The organism is Bordetella tumulicola (assembly GCF_965138755.1).
Classification (GTDB): Bacteria; Pseudomonadota; Gammaproteobacteria; order Burkholderiales; family Burkholderiaceae_B; genus Bordetella_A; species Bordetella_A tumulicola.
In genome coordinates this window covers 103,719-122,764 of record NZ_CBCSFP010000014.1, presented here as the reverse complement: position 1 = coordinate 122,764, position 19,046 = coordinate 103,719, and the positions used below count along the sequence as shown (strand labels likewise).

General features: G+C 60.2%; 22 protein-coding genes and 1 tRNA gene. 7 read left to right on the top strand and 16 right to left on the bottom strand.

Going from position 1 to position 19,046, the window contains the following annotated elements:
* Positions 1 to 12 precede the first annotated feature (12 nt).
* Both ACNAZS_RS24300 and ACNAZS_RS24295 read right to left on the bottom strand, forming a co-directional pair.
* Entirely contained in the window at positions 13 to 834 is an 822-nt protein-coding gene (locus ACNAZS_RS24300) for a metallophosphoesterase family protein (protein WP_415793117.1), read from the bottom strand.
* Positions 831 to 1,784, bottom strand: a complete 954-nt coding sequence (locus ACNAZS_RS24295) for a diacylglycerol/lipid kinase family protein (protein ID WP_415793116.1) — start codon at positions 1,782 to 1,784, stop codon at positions 831 to 833. The genes ACNAZS_RS24300 and ACNAZS_RS24295 overlap by 4 nt, the downstream gene beginning before the upstream one ends.
* Before the next feature lie 106 nt (positions 1,785 to 1,890).
* Here ACNAZS_RS24295 and ACNAZS_RS24290 point away from each other — a divergent pair, with 106 nt between their 5' ends.
* Entirely contained in the window at positions 1,891 to 3,093 is a 1,203-nt protein-coding gene (locus tag ACNAZS_RS24290) for an MFS transporter (RefSeq protein ID WP_415793115.1), read from the top strand.
* A 78-nt stretch (positions 3,094 to 3,171) separates the two neighbouring features.
* On the opposite strand, the gene ACNAZS_RS24285 is transcribed toward ACNAZS_RS24290, so the two are convergent.
* A complete protein-coding gene (locus ACNAZS_RS24285; protein ID WP_415793114.1) occupies positions 3,172 to 3,513 on the bottom strand; it encodes a hypothetical protein in 342 nt (113 codons plus the stop codon).
* Positions 3,514 to 3,907: 394 nt separating this feature from the next.
* Here ACNAZS_RS24285 and ACNAZS_RS24280 point away from each other — a divergent pair, with 394 nt between their 5' ends.
* Positions 3,908 to 5,317 (top strand): APC family permease, encoded by a 1,410-nt coding sequence (locus ACNAZS_RS24280; protein ID WP_415793113.1) that lies wholly within the window; start codon positions 3,908 to 3,910, stop codon positions 5,315 to 5,317.
* A gap of 144 nt (positions 5,318 to 5,461) precedes the next feature.
* Here ACNAZS_RS24280 and ACNAZS_RS24275 read toward each other — a convergent pair whose 3' ends face one another.
* Entirely contained in the window at positions 5,462 to 5,599 is a 138-nt protein-coding gene (locus ACNAZS_RS24275; protein ID WP_415793112.1) for a hypothetical protein, read from the bottom strand.
* A 1-nt stretch (position 5,600) separates the two neighbouring features.
* Positions 5,601 to 6,806, bottom strand: coding sequence for an MFS transporter (locus tag ACNAZS_RS24270; RefSeq protein ID WP_415793111.1), 1,206 nt, complete (start codon positions 6,804 to 6,806; stop codon positions 5,601 to 5,603).
* Positions 6,807 to 7,160: 354 nt separating this feature from the next.
* On the opposite strand from ACNAZS_RS24270, the gene ACNAZS_RS24265 reads away from it, so the two are divergent.
* Together ACNAZS_RS24265 and pbpG are read left to right on the top strand one after the other, a co-directional pair.
* Positions 7,161 to 7,235, top strand: a tRNA-Arg gene (locus ACNAZS_RS24265).
* 204 nt (positions 7,236 to 7,439) lie between these two features.
* On the top strand, positions 7,440 to 8,618 hold the full coding sequence (gene pbpG, locus ACNAZS_RS24260) for a D-alanyl-D-alanine endopeptidase (RefSeq protein WP_415793110.1): 1,179 nt from the start codon (positions 7,440 to 7,442) through the stop codon (positions 8,616 to 8,618).
* Here the strand turns inward: pbpG and ACNAZS_RS24255 are convergent, their stop codons facing one another.
* The 8 genes from ACNAZS_RS24255 to ACNAZS_RS24220 all read right to left on the bottom strand — a co-directional run bounded on the left by ACNAZS_RS24255 (position 8,619) and on the right by ACNAZS_RS24220 (position 14,967).
* Entirely contained in the window at positions 8,619 to 8,999 is a 381-nt protein-coding gene (locus tag ACNAZS_RS24255) for a ribbon-helix-helix domain-containing protein (RefSeq protein WP_415793109.1), read from the bottom strand. It abuts the gene before it with no gap.
* 92 nt (positions 9,000 to 9,091) lie between these two features.
* The gene (locus ACNAZS_RS24250; protein ID WP_415793108.1) at positions 9,092 to 9,670 is read right to left on the bottom strand and encodes a DJ-1/PfpI family protein; all 579 of its coding nucleotides are present in this window, start codon (positions 9,668 to 9,670) and stop codon (positions 9,092 to 9,094) included.
* A gap of 273 nt (positions 9,671 to 9,943) precedes the next feature.
* Positions 9,944 to 10,432, bottom strand: coding sequence for a Cys-tRNA(Pro) deacylase (ybaK, locus tag ACNAZS_RS24245; protein ID WP_415793107.1), 489 nt, complete (start codon positions 10,430 to 10,432; stop codon positions 9,944 to 9,946).
* A 104-nt stretch (positions 10,433 to 10,536) separates the two neighbouring features.
* Positions 10,537 to 11,466 (bottom strand): site-specific tyrosine recombinase XerD, encoded by a 930-nt coding sequence (xerD, locus tag ACNAZS_RS24240; RefSeq protein WP_415793106.1) that lies wholly within the window; start codon positions 11,464 to 11,466, stop codon positions 10,537 to 10,539.
* Between the two features lie 253 nt (positions 11,467 to 11,719).
* Positions 11,720 to 12,193, bottom strand: a complete 474-nt coding sequence (locus ACNAZS_RS24235) for a hypothetical protein (RefSeq protein WP_415793105.1) — start codon at positions 12,191 to 12,193, stop codon at positions 11,720 to 11,722.
* Between the two features lie 6 nt (positions 12,194 to 12,199).
* Entirely contained in the window at positions 12,200 to 13,108 is a 909-nt protein-coding gene (locus ACNAZS_RS24230; protein ID WP_415793104.1) for a hydroxymethylglutaryl-CoA lyase, read from the bottom strand.
* 134 nt (positions 13,109 to 13,242) lie between these two features.
* Positions 13,243 to 14,403, bottom strand: coding sequence for a DNA-processing protein DprA (gene dprA, locus ACNAZS_RS24225; RefSeq protein ID WP_415793103.1), 1,161 nt, complete (start codon positions 14,401 to 14,403; stop codon positions 13,243 to 13,245).
* A 150-nt stretch (positions 14,404 to 14,553) separates the two neighbouring features.
* The gene (locus tag ACNAZS_RS24220; RefSeq protein ID WP_415793102.1) at positions 14,554 to 14,967 is read right to left on the bottom strand and encodes a GFA family protein; all 414 of its coding nucleotides are present in this window, start codon (positions 14,965 to 14,967) and stop codon (positions 14,554 to 14,556) included.
* Between the two features lie 183 nt (positions 14,968 to 15,150).
* On the opposite strand from ACNAZS_RS24220, the gene ACNAZS_RS24215 reads away from it, so the two are divergent.
* The 3 genes from ACNAZS_RS24215 (at position 15,151) to fmt (ending at position 17,157) form a co-directional block, all read left to right on the top strand.
* Entirely contained in the window at positions 15,151 to 15,492 is a 342-nt protein-coding gene (locus tag ACNAZS_RS24215) for a winged helix-turn-helix transcriptional regulator (RefSeq protein ID WP_415793101.1), read from the top strand.
* 156 nt (positions 15,493 to 15,648) lie between these two features.
* Positions 15,649 to 16,161, top strand: a complete 513-nt coding sequence (def, locus tag ACNAZS_RS24210) for a peptide deformylase (RefSeq protein ID WP_415793100.1) — start codon at positions 15,649 to 15,651, stop codon at positions 16,159 to 16,161.
* 51 nt (positions 16,162 to 16,212) lie between these two features.
* Positions 16,213 to 17,157, top strand: coding sequence for a methionyl-tRNA formyltransferase (fmt, locus tag ACNAZS_RS24205; RefSeq protein WP_415793099.1), 945 nt, complete (start codon positions 16,213 to 16,215; stop codon positions 17,155 to 17,157).
* A 12-nt stretch (positions 17,158 to 17,169) separates the two neighbouring features.
* Here fmt and ACNAZS_RS24200 read toward each other — a convergent pair whose 3' ends face one another.
* The 3 genes from ACNAZS_RS24200 to ACNAZS_RS24190 are packed head-to-tail and all read right to left on the bottom strand — an operon-like array spanning position 17,170 to position 19,015.
* Positions 17,170 to 17,796 carry a pyridoxamine 5'-phosphate oxidase family protein gene (locus ACNAZS_RS24200; RefSeq protein WP_415793098.1) on the bottom strand — a complete coding sequence of 209 codons (627 nt, stop codon included), beginning with the start codon at positions 17,794 to 17,796 and terminating at the stop codon, positions 17,170 to 17,172.
* A gap of 2 nt (positions 17,797 to 17,798) precedes the next feature.
* A complete protein-coding gene (locus ACNAZS_RS24195; protein WP_415793097.1) occupies positions 17,799 to 18,431 on the bottom strand; it encodes an HAD-IA family hydrolase in 633 nt (210 codons plus the stop codon).
* Positions 18,428 to 19,015, bottom strand: coding sequence for a hypothetical protein (locus tag ACNAZS_RS24190; RefSeq protein ID WP_415793096.1), 588 nt, complete (start codon positions 19,013 to 19,015; stop codon positions 18,428 to 18,430). Before ACNAZS_RS24190 ends, ACNAZS_RS24195 begins: the two co-directional genes overlap by 4 nt.
* Positions 19,016 to 19,046: the final 31 nt, after the last annotated feature.

Here is a 19,046-nt window from a genome sequence, read left to right as displayed (position 1 = left end):
TGGGACGGTCGCTCAGCGCAACGGCGGGCGGCGATGCCAATCCAGCGTCTGCACGCTGGCACGGCGAAACGCCTGGACATCGGCCAGGTAATCCCAGCGCTGGACAGAACAGTGGTGCTGGGCATCACCGGCCGAGTGCTCAATCACATTGATCGAGTTTGATATCCCTCCTCGCACCCGGTGCGACACGGCCGTCCCGGCCTGGACGGCCCAGGCCTGGCGGGCGGCGGCCTGCGCCTCCCCCTGAACCGGCAACACATAGGGCAAATGGATGTGTCCGCCCAGGACAAGATCGACCCCGGCGTCGATCCACGCCGGCACGGCCTGTTCGCGCCCTATCAGTAAATTGCGCTGATCGCTGTCGACGAGCGCCCGTACCGGATGGTGCAGCAACACCAGCCGCAACGCGTCGGGGTCGGCCTTGCGCAGGCGCTGCGCCACCCGCGAGATCTGCGCGGCATCTACCTGACCGTTCTTGTGCCGGCCCGGTCGGGTTGAATTCACGCCGATCGCCAGCAGGCCGGGTATCTCGACCACGGGTTCGAGCACGGCGCCCATCGCCCGACGATAGGCGCCATAGGGGTTCACGAGCCGCGCCAACACGTTAAACAACGGAATGTCGTGGTTGCCCGGCACCGCCAGCACAGGCCGCTGCAGCGACTGGACAAATCGGCGGGCCGCTGCAAACTGACTACGCCGCGCGCGCTGAGTGATGTCGCCCCCCAGCAGAACCAGATCGGGCTGCAATTCACCCACCAAACTCAACACTGCTTGTACGACTGGCTCCCGCTCTGTACCAAAATGCGTATCGGAAAGATGGACAATTCTGGTCATACGCGTTCCGAGCGGTGAGATGCAGGCGGCACCAGCAACTGCAGCGGTTGCTCAGACACCCGAAACTCCAACGGCGTGTCGAGCCATTGAATCTCGCCGTCGAGAGCGACCTTGATACGTCGCCGGCTGCGCTTGACGTGCACGGTCAGATGCTCGAAATCAAAGCTGAAGACATGATCCGCATCGCCCAGGCGACTCAACCAGCCGCGCAACAGCAGCCCGTACATCGCCCAAGTCCCGATAGGTCTCGCCCCCATGGCAACCAGCCGCCCCTGCTCTAGTGCAGACGCCTGGACGATGCCGATTTGCTCCAATTGCAACGCGTTGTTGCCCACCACGATCGTCGGCGTACGTAAGATACGGGACTGCCCCTCATGCTCTAGCTGCACCGTCAACTGCCGATGCGCACGCCCCATCGTCACCAACGCGGACCACAGCGCCACATACCGGCTACGACCGTAACGCGACTTGTACGCCTCGCGGTCCTCAAGCAACTGCGGATACAGTCCAAGACTGGCATTAATCAGAAATAATCGGTCATTGACCAGCCCCACCTGCACGGGCTGCGGTTGCGCCGCCAGCAGGCACTGAGTGGACAGCTCGGTATCCTGGGCGATGCCGTAGGTACGGCCAAAATAGTTAAAGGTGCCCTGCGGCAAAATGCCAAACGGCAGGCCGCTGCCCAATACGACCTGCGCCACGGCACTCAGTGTGCCGTCGCCTCCCGCCGCTACCACAATGCCGCCCTGCTGGCGCGCTTGGTCGACGGCGGCCTGGGCCGTCGCGGGCAGTTTTTGCCCATCATCGACCGGCATCACTGTGTAGCGGCGCCCGGCCTGATCGAGCACGCGCTGAATCGTCGCCTGCACCTCGCCTGCATCACCACGCCCGGAACCGGTGTTCAGAACAATGAAAAATGGCTCTTGGTCAGTCAGTGATAGAGGCGTCATGCTGCAAATTGTAGGGGCGTCATGCTGCAAAGATAGCGTGTCACACTACCGGCAAGCAAGCGGCAAAAGACTAAACTAGCGCCTCACCCGACTTCTTTGCCTCATCGTGCAGACCCCCGACGCACCGTTCAGCTTCAAAAAAATCGCCGTTCCCGCATTTGGCCCCTCAGTGCTATACGGTGTCAGCAACGGTGCGATTCTTCCAGTGGTGGCCCTGAGCGCACGCAACCTGGATGCCTCGGTCGCCACATCCGGACTCATCGTGGCGTTGATCGGCATCGGCTCACTGGTCAGCAACATTCCTGCCGCGCTGATGACCTCGCGCTTTGGCGAACGACAAGCCATGGTCGCTGCGGCCATCCTGAGCATTTTGGCGCTATTGCTCTGCATTACAGCCAGTCACGCCTGGATGCTGGCGATCGGCGTCTTTTTCATCGGCATGGCGTCTTCGGTGTTCATGCTGGCCCGGCAGTCCTACATGATCGATGCCGTGCCCGTCTATATGCGAGCGCGCGCGTTATCCACCTTGGCAGGCACCATGCGGATCGGCGCGTTCGCCGGCCCTTTTTTAGGAGCAGGCCTGATTCATTTCATGGGACTACAGGGTGCGTATTGGGTAGCGGCCATTGCCATGCTTGGGGCGGGGCTGATTGCCTATCGGGCTCCCGATATGGCTCCCCCCGATCGACGTCCCGGGCAACCGACCCACGCCAAACCCCGCATCCTGGACATTGCACGCTCACACAGCCGGACACTGCTGACCCTGGGCCTGGGTATCTTGCTAGTCAGTGCGGTACGTGCCTCCCGACAAGTGGTCATCCCTCTCTGGGCAGACCATCTGGGGATCAATCCCAGCACCACGTCCCTGATCTACGGCCTGATCGCCGCCATCGACATGTCCGTGTTTTATCCCGCCGGCACGCTGATGGATCGGCGCGGACGCCTTTGGGTCGCAGTACCTTCGACGCTTTTGATGGGTATTGCCCTGATCGGCACGTCGCTCACGACCGGCATTCTCAGTTTTATCCTGGTATCCATGTTGTTGGGCCTGGGCAATGGCATTGGCTCGGGTATCGTCATGACACTGGGCGCAGATGCCGCCCCCACCAAAGGACGTACCGAGTTTCTCGGGATTTGGCGGCTAGTCGCGGATATGGGCTCCAGCGTGGGGCCCGTCGTGCTATCGGCGATAACGGCACTGGCGTCCCTGGCCGTCGGCGTCGGCGTCATGGGGATATTCGGGCTGAGTGCGGCGGCGGTCTTCTGGCGCTGGTTGCCTCGCGACAATCCGTCGGCAAAGGCCCAATAAGTCCGCTGTCCAAAAACCAACACGCCGGTGCTGGGCTTTCATGCCCAACACCGGCGTGCGTAGAACGTCCTGAAAATTCTATTTCTGAGTATGGTGGGCGTGATCCGCCTCATGCATGGCCAGGCGCAATAGCAAGAGCACACAAGCCAACATACCGATTCCGGCTATTACCCAGCCATGGGGCTCGCCAATAAGAGGCACCGCCAACAAAGGCGCGGCCAATCCCGCCAGAGGAGCCAGGATGAGGATCATCCAGAAAATCGCTCCGCCTTGACGGACGTGAGGGGGTGCTGCCCGCACGCTGCTCTGGGCAGTCGCGCGTTGATAGGCCTTTGCCCGCTGCGTTTTGGCGCGATGGGTCTGAACAGTGCGAACCGCCCTGCTTCGATCACGTGCAAAATCCGCATATACCACTGCCATAAGCCCCTCCTAGCTTTTACTTCCGTGAAGGCGAATCACCTGCACGGATACTGGCCCGATGCTTCAGCAGGCTGGACTATGCTGTCCCGGTCTCGCTGAAACATCAGTGTGTTGTGTCACGAACTGCTGTTACCCATAGAGATACTCCTATCTCGCACGAATCGCAATAGGAATTTGCATAGAAAATACTAAAAATTGCAATGCGACCGATTGACGCACATCTTTTGTCCCTTATTTGACCGTTCCTTTGCCTTTTTAGTAGGAGGTTCGCGGCAAAAACACGGCCTGTCAGCAGAAACTTTTAGAAAACAATATTGAGGCGCTCGCTCGTGCACAGGCACGTATCCGGGGACATACTTTCATCCGGAGCAGAAATACTTAGAGGAGTAGTTAAATGTCGACACAAGATAGCCCAGAACACACGCCATTGAAACGGGTGATGGGCCCCAAGCTGCTTTTATTGTTCATCATCGGAGACATTCTGGGTACAGGGGTTTACGCGCTGACCGGGCAAGTTGCCGCGGAAGTCGGTGGCGCGGCATGGGCGCCCTTTCTGGTGGCGTTCCTGGTGGCATTGCTGACGGCCTTCTCTTATCTGGAACTTGTGACGAAATACCCCCGGGCCGCTGGGGCCGCACTCTATGTCCATAAAGCCTTCGGCGTCCATTTTCTGACGTTTATCATTTGCTTTACGGTCATGTGCTCGGGGCTGACCTCCGCCGCGACGGCCTCACGCGCCTTTTCTGCCAACTTATTTGTGGCACTCGGCATTGAGGGCGATCCCATGATGATCACCCTCGGCGCACTCGGGTTCATGCTGCTGGTGATGGTGGTGAACTTCCGCGGGGCCTCGGAAAGCGTCAAGGCGAACGTGGTACTGACCCTGGTCGAGTTGAGTGGCCTGCTGCTAGTGATTATTTTGGGGTTTTATGGCATCAGCAACGGGCAAGCGGATTTTTCTCGCGTCGTAGCCTTTGAAACGCCAGAGAACAAAAGCGTATTCCTGGCCATTACATCGGCCACCGCTTTGGCGTTCTTTGCCATGGTGGGCTTTGAGGACTCGGTGAACATGGCCGAAGAAACCCATGCCCCCCATCGTATTTTTCCCAAGGTCATGCTGACGGGCCTGGGAATCACTGCCGTGATTTATGTGCTGGTCTCCATTTGCGCGGTCGCCCTGATTCCGGTCGGGGAGCTGGCAGCCAGCTCTACGCCTTTGGTATTGGTCGTTCAGCGTGCTGCGCCGAACTTGCCGATGGATACCATCATGCCAATCATCTCGATGTTTGCCGTCGCGAACTCGGCGCTGATCAACATGATGATGGCCAGCCGACTGCTCTACGGCATGTCGCGCCAGGGCGTATTGCCGAAGTTTCTCGCCAAGGTCCATCCGCGCACCCAAACGCCCTGGTCGGCCATTCTGTTCACTACCTTTCTCGCACTTGGACTGATCGTGCTGGTATCGACCAGCAACTCCAAGGCCATCAGCGCCCTCGGCGGCACCACCGCATTGCTGCTGCTGGCCGTCTTTGCCTTCGTCAACATCGCCGTCCTGGTGCTGCGCCGCGACCGTGTCGAACACGAGCATTTCCGGACGTACACACCAGTGGCGTGCCTGGGCGCGATCGCATGCATATTCCTCGTGACGCCGATGACCGGCCGTGATCCGATTCAATATCAGGTCGCCGGATGGCTACTGGTGTTGGGCGTGGTCATGTGGGGCATCACGGTGCTGGTGAATCGCAATGAACCGCATCGTCTGGATCCGGAACGCCTGGACGCGGAGCTCCTGAAAGAGGAGTAACAAAGGAGCCGGGTGGTATGAACAGCCCCTGAAAGTTGGAGATTGATCCAATTTTTGGGGGGATTTGTCGTGACGACGTACGCCGAGCCGTTAAAGCGGGAGACGGCCTGGCGGCATGAAACACGGAAGCCTAGGGACGCGCCGCTAAAACCCGCACATCGCGGCCAGCGTCTCCCAGTTCAGGCGGATTTCGGGCAAGGTATATCCCAGGAACCCTAGCGCCAGCACCGCCACCAGGGCGATACCCCCCAGGATGCGCCAGACGATACGGCGCGTCTCCATCTCAGGCCGCCGCTTGCGGCATCGGCCGCGGTTCCAGCGACTGTTCGCGCACAGGCAGGCACAGCAACGCCGCGATGATGGCCAGGGCGATCCCTATCCACCACATCATGTCGTAGTTGCCGGTGGTCGCGTACACGTAGCCACCCAGCCAGACGCCGATAAAGCTGCCCACTTGGTGCCCCAGAAAAGCAATACCCGACAACGTGGCGGCATAGCGCAACCCGTAAATCTGCCCAATCAATCCCTGAGTCAGCGGGACGGTGCCCAACCAGAACAATCCCATCCAGGCGGCAAAGGCATAGAGCACCCACGGCGATAGCGGCAGGATCAGCAACAACATCATGCCAAATGCGCGCAGTCCATATACCCCCGCGAGCAGCATTTTTTTGCTATGCCGCCCCCCGAGTTTGCCGGAATAGTACGACCCCACCACATTAAATAAGCCGATCAGCGCAATGGCGATGGCGCCGTGCCCGCCCGTCAGACCCGAATCGATGACATAGGCGGGTAAATGCAGCGTGATAAACGCCGTATGAAACCCGCACACAAAATAGCTGGCCGCCAGAAAATGAAACGACGGATGCCGCAACGCCTGTTGTATGGCGGACAACATCGACTGCCCACCGGCGTGCGTCGCGGGCTTGCCACGCAAGAAATAAGCCAGCGGCATACCGGCCGCCACAAATAGAGACATCGCCCACAGCGCACCCGTCCAGTCCAACCCGGTGATCAGGAGCTGCCCCGTAGGCACAACCAAAAACTGCCCCATGGAGCCGCCCGCACTGGCAATTCCCATCGCCGTACTGCGAAACTCAGGCGGCACCGAGCGCGCGACGATGGGCAAAATGACCGGGAAAGTCGTACCCGCCTGTCCTAGTCCGACCAACACACCGGCCGTCATATAGAGGCTGAACTCATCCGTCGCCAGGCGCGTACCGATCATGCCCGCGGCGTAGAGCAAGGCCCCCAGCGCCACCGTACGGCCAGAGCCGAACCGATCGGCCAGCATGCCCATGAAAATACAGGACACCCCCCATACCAGGTTTTGCAACGCAAAGGCCATCGAAAATACGTCGCGCCCCCAACCCTGGGCTAGCCCCATAGGCTGCATGAACAGGCCAAACGTCGCACGCACGCCCATGGCAAGCAAGACGACCAGCGTACCTATCCACAGCGTACGAGACAAAGGAGAGAGCGAATTGGACATCGAATCGGCCCGGGCCAGGAGTTAGGTTTCACGGGTGTCGCCCAGCCACGCAGGCGCCCCGTCAGACATGCATAAACGGTGATAGGCGCAATCATATACAACGCGCACCGCGAAGTGGCGTTAGCCCCTGATTCGGGCTCGGGTATCCCCATCGCGCGAGTTCATCACGGCGCATTGAACGGGGGAAGTCAAGACCTGCCAGCGCAAACGCTGAACGTATTTGTCAGGCGCACTGGGGACGCACCTGGGACGGACTAAGGCTGTACTTATTCGGGTGATAGAATTCCGCTCTTGCAAAGTGCTGGCCCTGCCGACGATACGCTTTGTTATCAGGGGCTTGCACGTTCCCCCTGCCTCGCCGTAGTTAAATGGATATAACAGACCCCTCCTAAGGGTCAGTTGGTGGTTCGATTCCACCCGGCGAGGCCATCACAAGAAATTCACGATTTCCGCCCCCGATTGGGCTCAAACTGTGTTTCTTGCGCGCTGTTGCAATCTTACGCTTGCCCCACAGTTAAAAAAACTGTTTAAATTCGGCACGTAAGCCTATAATTCGTCTGACTTTTCCCGACTCCGCTCCAGTCGATTTCCTGACCAATCCGGTCGCGTACCCTTTTTTGCTTGGCTAGTCTTATGGTGTCTTTTTGGAAACGCGCCGTTGCAATCACCTTGGTGCCCATGGCTGTGGCACTGATCGGCTTGCTGCCTGGCACTTCGTACGCGGCGAAAGCCGATCCGTGCAAGACCAACGCCAAATCCTCGGCGTGCAAGGCAGTCAAATCCAAGACCGCCGGCAAGACATCCACCGCAAAAGCGTCGACCAAAACCTCCAGCAGCGCCAAGTCGACCTCAAAAAAGACCAGCGCCACAAAGCAGACCGCCAGGACATCCACGAAGTCGGCTGCCAAGAAAAGCACCCAAAAGACCTCGAAATCGCGTAGCGCGTCGCGCAAAAAGAGCAAAATCATCTCTCGTCAGCGCACGGCGCCCGCCGCTGTGGCCAGCGCGGCGGCCCTGCCGGCCGCTGAAGCCTCGATCCGCGACGAGATCCGGGCACTGCGCTCCAGCACCGCCTACGCCCAGGACCTGGAAACGTCTACCGTCCTGTTTGCCAAGAACGAAGACGTGGTACGCCCGATCGCCTCGATATCCAAGCTGATGACCGCATTGGTCGTCGTAGACGCCAATCAGCCCATGGATCAAATGCTGGAAATCACCGAAGACGACGTGGACAAGCTCAAGCACACCACCTCTCGCCTGCGCGTGGGCACCCAGCTGACCCGCGGCGATATGCTGCACTTGGCGCTGATGTCATCCGAAAATCGGGCGGCCCACGCCCTCGGGCGCAACTACCCGGGCGGTATCCTGGCGTTTGTCCGTGCCATGAACGAAAAAGCCCGCGGCCTGGGTATGACCAGCACATACTTCATCGAGCCCACCGGACTGTCCAGCCAGAATGTATCGTCGCCACGCGATCTGGCTCGCCTTCTGCGGGCCGCCGCACAGCGCCCACTGATCCATCGCTATTCCACCGATGACGAATACGAAGTCGACGTGGCCAACCGCACGCAGGTTTTCCGCAACACCAACCTTCTCGTGCGCAAACCCGATTGGGATATCAAAGTCTCGAAAACCGGTTTCATCAACGAAGCCGGTGAATGCCTGGTCATGATGACCCGCATCAATGGTCGCGACGTGGCGATTGTGCTGCTGGACTCCCAGGGCAAATACTCCCGCATCGGCGATGCCGTACGGCTGCGACGCATCCTGCAAAATGACGTCGCCATGATTGAGCGAATGGCCCAGCTGTAATCACGCAACAGCGCGCTGCAACGGCGCGCCATCGTTCAGCGCCCCCGGCAAGCCCGCCAATACGGCCCGTGCATCCAATGACCGAATCGGCACGTCGAGATCCGCCGGAATACGGCCGTCGACTTGCAACAACTCATAGCGCAGGCAGCACACACGTAAAAACGACGTGAAATTCGCCGCCTCGCCGCGATATTCGATCAGTTCATCGTACAGTCGCTCGATTAGTTGCGTCACACGCATGTCGTCACGTGCGGCGATTTCCTCTAGCACCGACCAAAACAGGCGTTCGAGCCGAACGCTCGTGGCGACGCCATGCAGCCGCAACGAGCGGCTTTCGGGCGCATAGGAATCAGGATGGGCACGGATAAATATTTCGCACATGACGGGGCTCCGGATAAGCTAGCCTCACTGTACGATTGCAGTGAGCACACGGCAAGCGCGCCCGGTCGCGCGGACAACGCGACGCAGGCGCATCAATGCGTAATTTTGGTGCCCAACACCGCCAAAAACTGTGCCAGCCACGCTGGATGGGCCGGCCAGGCGGGGGCCGTCACCAGATTGCCATCCGTATGCGCCTGATCGATAGCGATTTCCGCGTACGTCCCGCCAGCCAGACGGACCTCCGGTGCGCAGGCCGGATACGCCGAGCAAGTACGCCCTTTTAAAATGCCCGCCGCCGCCAACAACTGTGCACCATGGCAAACTGCGGCAATGGGTTTGCCCGCATGATCGAACTGCTGAATGATCTCAAGGACACGCTCGTTCAAACGTAAATACTCCGGAGCGCGTCCACCGGGAATCACCAGTCCATCATAAGACGCCACATCGACCTGCTCGAAGTCGTGATTCAGCGCAAAATTATGGCCCCGTTTTTCGCTATAGGTTTGCGCACCCTCAAAATCGTGAATCGCCGTCGCAACGCTGTCGCCAGATTTTTTGCCCGGGCACACGGCGTGCACCGTATGCCCTACCGCCAGCAGCGTTTGAAACGGCACCATGGTTTCATAGTCTTCCGCGTAATCACCCACCAGCATCAGCAGTTTTTTGCCCATTGTCGTCTCCGGATATCCTTGGTTGTCATTCCACATCCCAGCCCCGACGCGCGCTACGAATCGACACTTTCCAGGCTGATACAGAACATTGTGCGACAGGAGACTTCGTCGCAGGTAGTAATGGAATACCGCCAGACGAGGGAATGCTGCCACATGGCAAAACACGCAGACCAGCGAGCCTTAATCCAGATCACGGGCCACAACCGCACAGACTTCGGGCAATAGGCGACGCAGACCACAGCAACGGCCGACGCAGCCGAACAGCGAGCAGACCTATTCCAACGCCACCGACACAGGCTTGGCGCCCAACAAAGTCACCAGCACATTGGGATCAATCCCAATCAAGTACCCGCGCCGCCCACCGTTGATATACACGACCGGATACGTCAAAACCTGCTCCTCGACCCAGACGGGCATGCGCTTACGTGTACCAAACGGCGATGTCCCACCCACCTGATACCCGGAATGGCGCTGTGCGACCTCGGGATGGCAGGGCGCGACCTTTTTCAGCCCCGCCTGGCGAGCGAGGTTCTTCGTCGACACCTCGCGATCGCCATGCATCACCACCACCAATGGCCGCGCCGCCTCATCCTCCATGATCAACGTCTTGACCACCGCATGAGGATCCAGCGCCAACTGACGCGCAGCCTCGCCCGCGCCACCATGGTCGACATAATCGTAAGTATGCTCGGTGTAGGCCACCTTATGCTGTTTCAGCCATTGCGTGGCAGGCGTTTCGGAAACATGACGAGTTTTAGCCATAGCACCAGACCAACCGCGACGCGGTAATCAGACAAATTCGTAGTGTAGAACGGCCCTGCTGTAAAACGCCCCCAATAAGGCGCCCGCACGCCCGCCCTATTCCCTCAAGCGCGAGGATGATGCGTCGCATGCAACGCCTTGAGTCGCTCACGCGCGACATGCGTATAAATTTGCGTCGTCGAAATATCGGCGTGCCCCAGCAGCATCTGCACCACCCGCAAATCCGCGCCGTGATTCAGCAGATGCGTTGCAAACGCATGCCGCAACACATGCGGCGACAACGGCGCCCGCACCCCCGCAATCAGCGCATATTTCTTGATCAACTGCCAGAATGCCTGCCGGGACATAGGCTGTGCCCGCGCTGTCAAAAACAACGCATCACTCACCCGAGCCCCCGTCAATTCCGGGCGTGCAGATTGCATATATCGCTCAATCCAGTGAGCCGCCTCCGCCCCCAAAGGCACCAGGCGATCCTTGCCCCCCTTGCCCATCACCACCCGCACCACGCCCTCATTCAAACTCACTTCCAGTACCTTGACGCCCACCAACTCAGACACCCGCAATCCCGTCGCATACAGGGTCTCCAGCATCGCCCGATCACGCACCCCACGCGTCGTATTCAAATCCGGCGCCGCCAGCAACGCCTCCACTTGCGCCTCGGACAACGTCTTCGGCAATCGCGGCGGTTGCTTCGCCGCGCGGAGCGTCAAACAAGGATCCCGCTGCGCCCGATGCTCACGCAGCGCCCAGGCATAAAACCGCCGCAAAGTCGCCAACCGCCGATTCGCCGTCGTCGCCCGGCTCTCCTCATGCCGCGCCGCAAACCAGGCCTCAATGTCCCCCGCCGCCACCTCTCGCAACTGCCCCGCCATCGCCGCCCCACCATGCTCCGCGGGATTCTCCAGCCACTGCGCAAACGCCGTCAGATCACGTCGATACGCAGCCAACGTATTCTTCGCCAGCCCATCTTCCAGCCATACGGCGTCGATGAATGCGTCGATATCTGCTTGGGACGTTAAGGGTAGTTTGCTCATTGACGTTGATCTCTATTGAGACGTCCCTGTCGTCTGCTGAGTGGCGGTGCCGGCCAAATCGCTTCGGCTCGGGCGCGCCAGGAGGCGCCCTCGGCCTCGCTGCGCGAGGCTGCCCGTGGCTCAAACTGGCCAGCGGGGGCTATGAACGGGAAGCACGGGCTGCATCGTACTTGACCTCGGTGCGTTGCTCGTTTTCTCGCTTCGCGCTGCTTGCTGTGTATAGGCGGTTGTTGAGTCACTGTTCTTTACCGGATCATCGCTTTCGGCGGTAGAGGAGGGAGATTTTGGCGAAGGCGATTTGTAGTTCGCGGGTGCCGCCCTGGAAGACGACGGGGCGGCCGCGTTGGGTGAAAACGACGAGGCGTTTGGAAAAGAGCAGAGGGATGAACTTGGCGAAGTGGATGTCTTGCCAGGCGACTTCGCGTCGTGTGATCCAGGTTTGACGCAGGCCGGTTTCGTCGATGGTGGTGACGGATTTTTGCATGTGCCAGGAGACGAGCAGCAATCCGAGAAAGCACAGGATGACGATGAAGGCGAGGACGTTGCTGACGTGGTCGGGTGGCAGGCGGATGGCGGAGAGGAGGATTTGTACGCCAATGATGGCGAGGATGATCCAGGCGAGGATGCGTACCCAATCGGGCCAGGCTTGGCCTGAGAGCGGGAGAGGGCCGATTTCGCGCAGGAGGGCTTCGCGTTCGTCGAGGGAGGGGGGATCGAGCAGGGCCATGAGGGGTCAGGCGGCGCGTTTGGCGGCGACGGCGTTGCCGGCCCGACTGCCGCTTTTGCGACTGAGGTTGGCGGACATCCATTGGCCGATGTCGACGACGGCGTCGAAGTCTGTGCCGGTGTCGATGTCGAGGCCGCGCAGCATGTAGAGAACGTCTTCGGTGGCGACGTTGCCAGTGGCGCCTTTGGCGTAGGGGCAGCCACCGAGGCCCGCGACGGAGGTGTGGAAGATACTGATGCCGGCCTCTAGGGAGGCAAGGATGTTGGCCAGGGCTTGTCCGTAGGTATCATGGAAGTGGCCGGCGATGCGGGCGGGGTCGACGACCTGGGTGACGGCGTTCATGACGGCGCGCACGCGTTGCGGGGTGCCGACGCCGATGGTGTCGGCGACATCGATTTCGTCGCAGCCGAGTGCGAGGTAGCGACGGGCGACGTCGACGACGGCGTCGACGGGGACTTCGCCTTGGTAGGGGCAGCCGAGAGCGCAACTGATGCTGCCGCGGATGCGGATGCCTGCGGCGCGGGCGGCTTGGGCGACAGGTTCAAAGCGGGCGATGGATTCGGCGATGGAGCAGTTGATGTTTTTTTGGGAAAAGGCTTCGCTGGCGGCGCCAAAGATGACGATCTCGTCGGCTTTGGCGGCGATGGCGCCCTCGAGGCCTTTCATGTTGGGGGTCAGTACGGAGTAGATGACGCCGGGTTTGCGTTGGATGCGTGACATGACGTCGGCGGCGTCGGCCATTTGTGGCACCCATTTGGGTGAGACGAATGAGGTGGCTTCGATATTGGGAAAGCCGGCGGCAGTCAGGCGATCGATGAGTTCGACTTTGATGTCGGTGCTGATCTGCTCTTTTTCGTTTTGCAGGCCATCGCGAGGAGAAACTTCGACGATTTTGGCGCGAGAGGGCAGTGTCATGATGGTTCCTGTGAGAGGCGGGCGCACGGGGGTGACGCCATGCCTGCGATCAATGCTTGTAGTTAATCATAATCGTACTTGGTTACGCATTGCGGCGACGTGTTTGATTCCTGAGGGATACGAGTCGTGGCCCGTCAGGATTTCAGGCGCTGAAAACGTCCGCCATCGAGTCGGGTGATGTGGCCGGCCAGTTCGAGATCAAGCAGTTGGGCGGTCAAGGTGGGGATGTCCAGCCCGGTGCGTGCCTGGAGGAGGTCCGGGTGCACGGGGTCGTAGCCGAGAGCTTGCAATAGCGGGGTATCGGGCGGGCTCAGGCGCGTTTCGCCTGGCGCGGTGCTGGATTTTGCGGCGTTTGCGGTGGCTGGCTTGGACGCCGCCCGCGAGGTGACTGGGTGTATTTCGCCGAGTTCGTCGGTGATGTCCTGGGCGGTTTCGACGAGCTTGGCGCCCTGGCGGATGAGGGCGTGGCAACCGCGCGAGAGGGGGGAGTGAATGGAGCCCGGGATGGCGAAGACTTCGCGGCCGTTTTCGCCGGCGAGCCGGGCGGTGATGAGTGAGCCGCTTTGGCGGGCGGCTTCGACGACGAGTACGCCACGCGCTAAACCGGCAACGAGGCGGTTGCGGCGGGGGAAATGAAAGGGCTTGGCACCTGTGCCCAGCGGCAGTTCGGAGACAAGGGCGCCGTGTTCGGCGATGCGGTGAGCCAGCTCACGATGGCTGGCGGGGTAGACGCGGTCGATGCCCGTGCCCATGATGGCGACGGTGCCGGCGCCGTCGGGACCGGCGAGCAGGGCGCCTTCGTGGGCTGCGGCGTCGATGCCATGGGCGAGGCCGCTGATGACGCACCAGCCGTGGCTGGCCAGATATTGAGAAAAGGCCTTGGCGTTTTCACACCCGCCGGGCGTGGCGCTCCGTGAGCCGACCATAGCCAGTGCGGGATGTCCTAACCGCGCAGCGTCACCGTTGATATAGAGCAGCAAAGGCGGATCGGCGATAGTAAGCAAGCTTTGAGGATAGTCAGCGTCGGCCAGAGTCACGATGTGCCTGCCCGGTTCTGAGACCCATTCCAGGGTGCGGTCGATTTGGGTCTGAATCTCTGCAGAGGCGCCGGTTGCCAGCTGGATAGCCAACTGTTGCGGTACATAGCGTGCCAGGGCCGCAGCGCTCAAGGCATAGATTTGTTCGGGTAGCCCAACCGCCGACAGCAGCGGGTAGTGTGTAGAGGGAGTGAGGCCGGGCTCTAGCGACAAGCGCAGCCAGGCGGAGAGTTCAGCGGCGGAATGGGTGAGCGGCATGGCTAGTAAATAAGGCCGCCAACGGGCGGTAGTGCGTTAGTGTCGCATGGCCCAGACCGGACATTGCTGCACGGAGAGACGAAAATGGCTCGCTATACCCATTTCGTCCCCCGTTACGCGTTACGCATCCGTTACGGCACAGCGTGGGGATCAGCAAGACGGGCGACCTGCTTCAGGTATGCCGTCCAGGCAAAGCCATTGAGGCCGGCGCTCAGGCCAGTGAAGCATCTGCGGTGGCGGGAAGCCCGGGTCTTCAAGGCAGCCTACGGACAGGGAAATCGCATCCTTGAGCGCCTCGGCAGTCATGAAGACGACTGACCCGCAATCAGCGCAAAAATGCTGTTCCAGCCATCCTCCGGATGGCCCGATTCTGCGCCAGGATTTCGTCTCTCCCGTTTGGCTGGAGACCGCTGCCTGCGGGTAAATCGCGCGGTACGAGAAAGCTGTTCCGGTGCAACGCTGGCATTCGATGCAAGAGCAAGCATAGACTCGCCGGGGCTCACCGGTACAGACGAGTTTTACTTTTCGGCAGGAGCACGTAGCCGTGCGTATTGAACTATGCATTCGTCTTCTCCACGATGCGTCCTGCGCCGAGGACGTAAACTTTTTGTTTCATTAAGTCCCTCCACGGCCGGTAGCCGCTTGAAATTTTCTATTTGGGCGCGCGGTACGAAGATATAAGATCACCCGGAGTTACGGAAGTACATACCTCGGGGTAAGCGTCCAAAACTGTCAGGGGGCCGATATATGAGAAGCAAGGAGCCAGATGATTGCGGGTTTGCTACGGCACTGCAGGCGATCGGCGGAAAATGGAAAACATCGCTGCTGTGGACCCTGCATCTGCGTGAGCATCGCTTTGCCGAATTACGCCGTTTGTTGCCTGGCATCAGCGAGAAAGTTCTCGCTCAGCAGTTGCGGCAGATGGAGGCCGACGGCTTGGTCCATCGACATGATTATGACGAAGTGCCCCCACGGGTCGAATACTCGATCACACCCCTCGGGCTAAGCCTGAACGATGCCGTAACGGCAATGTCGGCATGGGGAAAACAGCACGAAAGCCGGAAAGCGAGCCAGGAGGCTCCGGTTTAACCAGTTTGCCGAGACTCAGCGTGCTGCCTCAATATGCGGTGTATGTCCGCTGTGGCGCGTTATAGCACTATTAGTCGAAAACTATTAGAAATCAAATGTCTAATGAATTATTATTAATGAGTTGCTGACTAATCAGCCCAATTATCCTTGTTTGCCATGGCTTTACTTCCTATTCTTCATTACCCCGATCCGCGCTTGCACAAAAAGGCCAAGCCGGTTGCGGTGGTGGACGACCGCATCCGGAAGTTAGTGCGGGATATGGCCGATACCATGTATGACGCGCCAGGCGTCGGGTTGGCGGCAACGCAGGTCGATGTGCACGAGCGTGTCGTCGTTATAGACGTCTCAGAGGAAGGCAACGCGCTGCGCGTGCTGATCAACCCCGAAATTACCTGGAAAAGCGACGAGCGCCAGACCTACGAAGAAGGCTGTTTGTCGGTGCCCGGCATTTACGACGAAGTCGAGCGTGCCGCGCGCATTCGCTATCGGGCGCTGGATATCGACGGCAATTCCTACGAGGCCGAAGCCGAAGGGCTCTTGGCGGTGTGCGTGCAGCACGAGCTGGATCACTTGGACGGCAAGGTGTTCGTAGAATATTTGTCCAATCTGAAGCAAACTCGTATCAAGACCAAGCTGAAAAAAGCCGAGCGCGAAGCGCTGCGTGCTTGATCTTCCTCTCTGATTCTTGCCTGGTGCGTGCTCGCGTGCCTCACTGACCCTATGCGCCTGGTTTTTGCTGGTACTCCGGAATTTGCTCGCGTCGCACTGGACGCTTTGTTGGCCGCCGGGCACGAGATCCCGTTGGTGATGACGCAACCTGACCGGCCGGCTGGCCGCGGGTTGAAGTTGACGCCCAGCCCAGTCAAACAGGCGGCCCTGTCCGCCGGCATTCCCGTGGCCCAGCCGCGCAGTCTGCGCCTGGATGGTCGATATCCCGATGAGGCCGCGCAGGCGCGCGCGCAACTGGAGCAGGCGGCTCCCGAGGTCATGGTGGTCGCTGCCTACGGCCTGATTTTGCCGGCTTGGACGCTGGCGTTGCCCACGCGCGGGTGTCTGAATATCCACGCCAGCCTTTTGCCGCGCTGGCGCGGTGCGGCGCCGATTCAGCGGGCCATCGAGGCCGGTGATACGGAGACGGGTGTCACCATCATGCAGATGGATGAGGGATTGGACACGGGCGATATGTTGCTTGAGCGCCGTGTGCCGATCGGCGATGCCGATAGTGCCGCGCAGTTGCATGATGCGTTGGCCATTGCGGGCAGCGAGGCCATTGTGCAGTCGCTGCAAGCATTACAGGCGGGTGGTCTGACCGCGCAGCCGCAGCCCGCCGAGGGCGTGACATACGCCGCCAAGCTGGACAAGGCCGAGGCCGCCCTGGATTGCACCCAGCCGGCCGTCTTGTTGGCCCGACGCGTGCGCGCATTTAATCCCGTGCCGGGGGCGACATTGCGTTTGCCGGGGTTGGACGGGCCGGTGAAAGTGTGGCGCGCGCAGGCGTTGGAGATGTCTACAGAACAGGCGCCAGGCACGCTTTTGGGTGTCACCGCCGAGGGGATCGATATCGCGACCGGTGCGGGTGTGCTGCGCTTGCTGGAGCTACAAAAAGCCGGCGGCAAACGTCAGCCCGTGGATGTGTTTGTGCGTGGCTGGCAGCCTGCGGCGTGAGCGAACTGCCGTTCAATACAGCGTCTTGTGTATCCGTTGCGGCAACTCTCGATCATAAGTCGTCCCGTCAAAGGTCCCCGCACTAAGATCGGCCAGGATGCGGCCCGCCGTCGGCAGATCCGCGCGATCAACCTGGCTGGCGGGATCCCAGAGCGCGGATCGTAAAATGGCCCGAGAGCATTGAAAGAATACGGTCTCGACGTGTACGACCAGCACCGACCGGGGGGGCTTGTCGTTCATCGGGAAACGCGCCAACAGGTTCGGGTCCGTACTGAGACTGGCACGGCCATTGACCCTGAGGGTCTCGCCCACACCCGGCACCAGAAACAACAAGCCCACGCGAGGGTCGGCGAGTATGTTGCGCAGACTGTCGATGCGGTTGTTGCCTCGTCGATCGGGGATCAGCAGGGTTTTGTCGTCGGCCACCGTGACAAAACCGCCAGGATCACCGCGCGGTGACGCATCCAGTCCATCGGGGCCAACGGTGGCCAGGATGACAAAGGACGACGCTTCGATAAAGGCGCGGTAGTGCGGATGTACGTAATCCACTTCTTTGATGATCGACGCATCGCTGGGTTGGCCATACAAGGCCTGCAGAGCGTCCGGATCGGTAATGCGGTAGGCGTCGTTAAGGTCCATGGTCAGTCTTGAGTCAGTGTGGTGGGCAGGTCAGCGACGGTCAGGATGAGATGGTCGGGTTTGTGCTCGCGCAGGGCATCGGCATGGTTATATCCCCAGGCGACGGTGGCGACATGTACGCCGGCCTTGCGGGCCGCATCAATGTCGCGCATTTCGTCGCCGATCAATATACAGCGCTGCGGCGCGACCGAGTGTCGTGCCAACAGGCGCTTGAGCTTGGCGGATTTGCCAAACATGTCGGTGCCGCATTCAAAATCATCAAACCATTGTTCGGCCTGCGGTCCCAGCACCCGTTGTACGTTGGCTTTCGAATTGGAGCTCAGGACGGTCATGCGCAGGTTTTTGCCCCGCAACTGTGTCAGGGCCCGGGCGATGCCGTCGAATAGCTGCACATTGGGGGCACCGTCGTGCATCATCCGGCGCACGTGTGTCATGATGGCGGGAAGCTTCCAGAGAGGTACGCCCAGAAATTTCAGGATCTCGGGGGCGTTGCGGTAACGCAGTTCGGCCCGCTCGGCGGCACTGGTTTTACGAAATCCGTACTTATCGGCGACTTCGTTCAGAACGGATTCAAACCAGGGATAGGTATTGGCCAGGGTACCGTCGAAATCAAAAGCCAGGAGATCGTATTTCAAGCCGTGCCACCCGTTGGATGCACCGGATCGGCACGGCGGATCCAGTGGATCACCGGTGCCAGGGCCTCGATGGGGGGCGCAGCCTGAACCACATGTTGCGGATCCGTCCAGGGGTAGGGCAGTGCCGTCAGCCAGGCAAAGACTGAGGGGGCCGCATCGGCCGGCAGGGTCAACATGGTTTCAATGGTGATGGTCAGGCGGTTGGCCAAATGAGGCTCGGCCTGGAACGCCCAATCGTACCGACCGCAGCCCACGCGCACGTGTCCCGTGGCTTTCTCCGTCATGCCTACAAACCAATCGCAGGCGTATTCATCCAGGGCGACGTCGTCGCCAGGATGCGCCAGGTAAAACGTAAATACGTTCTCGTAAGTCTGCCCAAACGTACGCACCAGGGCCTCGGTAATCGCTTCTACGCCATGCGCTTCGGGTGGGAACGCGATCGCCTGGGTGCGCAGCGTCATCTTCAGCGTCGCGTCGGTGGTGAACGCCCGTGCCATATACAGGGGGCGGTTCTCGTCCTTGGCGTGGAGGTAGTTTCGCATCAAGGATGCGGTGCTGACGGGATGAGCGGATGAGGTCGGCATGGCGAGTACGCAGTGAGCAGATGAGTTCGAT

Excerpts from the sequence above, each read along its gene's own strand:
- ACNAZS_RS24300 (WP_415793117.1), bottom strand. The coding sequence starts at position 834 with ATGACCAGAATTGTCCATCTTTCCGATACGCATTTTGGTACAGAGCGG.
- ACNAZS_RS24295 (WP_415793116.1), bottom strand. The coding sequence starts at position 1,784 with ATGACGCCTCTATCACTGACTGACCAAGAGCCATTTTTCATTGTTCTG.
- ACNAZS_RS24285 (WP_415793114.1), bottom strand. The coding sequence starts at position 3,513 with ATGGCAGTGGTATATGCGGATTTTGCACGTGATCGAAGCAGGGCGGTT.
- ACNAZS_RS24280 (WP_415793113.1), top strand. The coding sequence starts at position 3,908 with ATGTCGACACAAGATAGCCCAGAACACACGCCATTGAAACGGGTGATG.
- ACNAZS_RS24275 (WP_415793112.1), bottom strand. The coding sequence starts at position 5,599 with ATGGAGACGCGCCGTATCGTCTGGCGCATCCTGGGGGGTATCGCCCTG.
- ACNAZS_RS24270 (WP_415793111.1), bottom strand. The coding sequence starts at position 6,806 with ATGTCCAATTCGCTCTCTCCTTTGTCTCGTACGCTGTGGATAGGTACG.
- pbpG (WP_415793110.1), top strand. The coding sequence starts at position 7,440 with ATGGTGTCTTTTTGGAAACGCGCCGTTGCAATCACCTTGGTGCCCATG.
- ACNAZS_RS24255 (WP_415793109.1), bottom strand. The coding sequence starts at position 8,999 with ATGTGCGAAATATTTATCCGTGCCCATCCTGATTCCTATGCGCCCGAA.
- ACNAZS_RS24250 (WP_415793108.1), bottom strand. The coding sequence starts at position 9,670 with ATGGGCAAAAAACTGCTGATGCTGGTGGGTGATTACGCGGAAGACTAT.
- ybaK (WP_415793107.1), bottom strand. The coding sequence starts at position 10,432 with ATGGCTAAAACTCGTCATGTTTCCGAAACGCCTGCCACGCAATGGCTG.
- xerD (WP_415793106.1), bottom strand. The coding sequence starts at position 11,466 with ATGAGCAAACTACCCTTAACGTCCCAAGCAGATATCGACGCATTCATC.
- ACNAZS_RS24235 (WP_415793105.1), bottom strand. The coding sequence starts at position 12,193 with ATGGCCCTGCTCGATCCCCCCTCCCTCGACGAACGCGAAGCCCTCCTG.
- ACNAZS_RS24230 (WP_415793104.1), bottom strand. The coding sequence starts at position 13,108 with ATGACACTGCCCTCTCGCGCCAAAATCGTCGAAGTTTCTCCTCGCGAT.
- dprA (WP_415793103.1), bottom strand. The coding sequence starts at position 14,403 with ATGCCGCTCACCCATTCCGCCGCTGAACTCTCCGCCTGGCTGCGCTTG.
- ACNAZS_RS24220 (WP_415793102.1), bottom strand. The coding sequence starts at position 14,967 with ATGCATAGTTCAATACGCACGGCTACGTGCTCCTGCCGAAAAGTAAAA.
- ACNAZS_RS24215 (WP_415793101.1), top strand. The coding sequence starts at position 15,151 with ATGAGAAGCAAGGAGCCAGATGATTGCGGGTTTGCTACGGCACTGCAG.
- def (WP_415793100.1), top strand. The coding sequence starts at position 15,649 with ATGGCTTTACTTCCTATTCTTCATTACCCCGATCCGCGCTTGCACAAA.
- fmt (WP_415793099.1), top strand. The coding sequence starts at position 16,213 with ATGCGCCTGGTTTTTGCTGGTACTCCGGAATTTGCTCGCGTCGCACTG.
- ACNAZS_RS24200 (WP_415793098.1), bottom strand. The coding sequence starts at position 17,796 with ATGGACCTTAACGACGCCTACCGCATTACCGATCCGGACGCTCTGCAG.
- ACNAZS_RS24190 (WP_415793096.1), bottom strand. The coding sequence starts at position 19,015 with ATGCCGACCTCATCCGCTCATCCCGTCAGCACCGCATCCTTGATGCGA.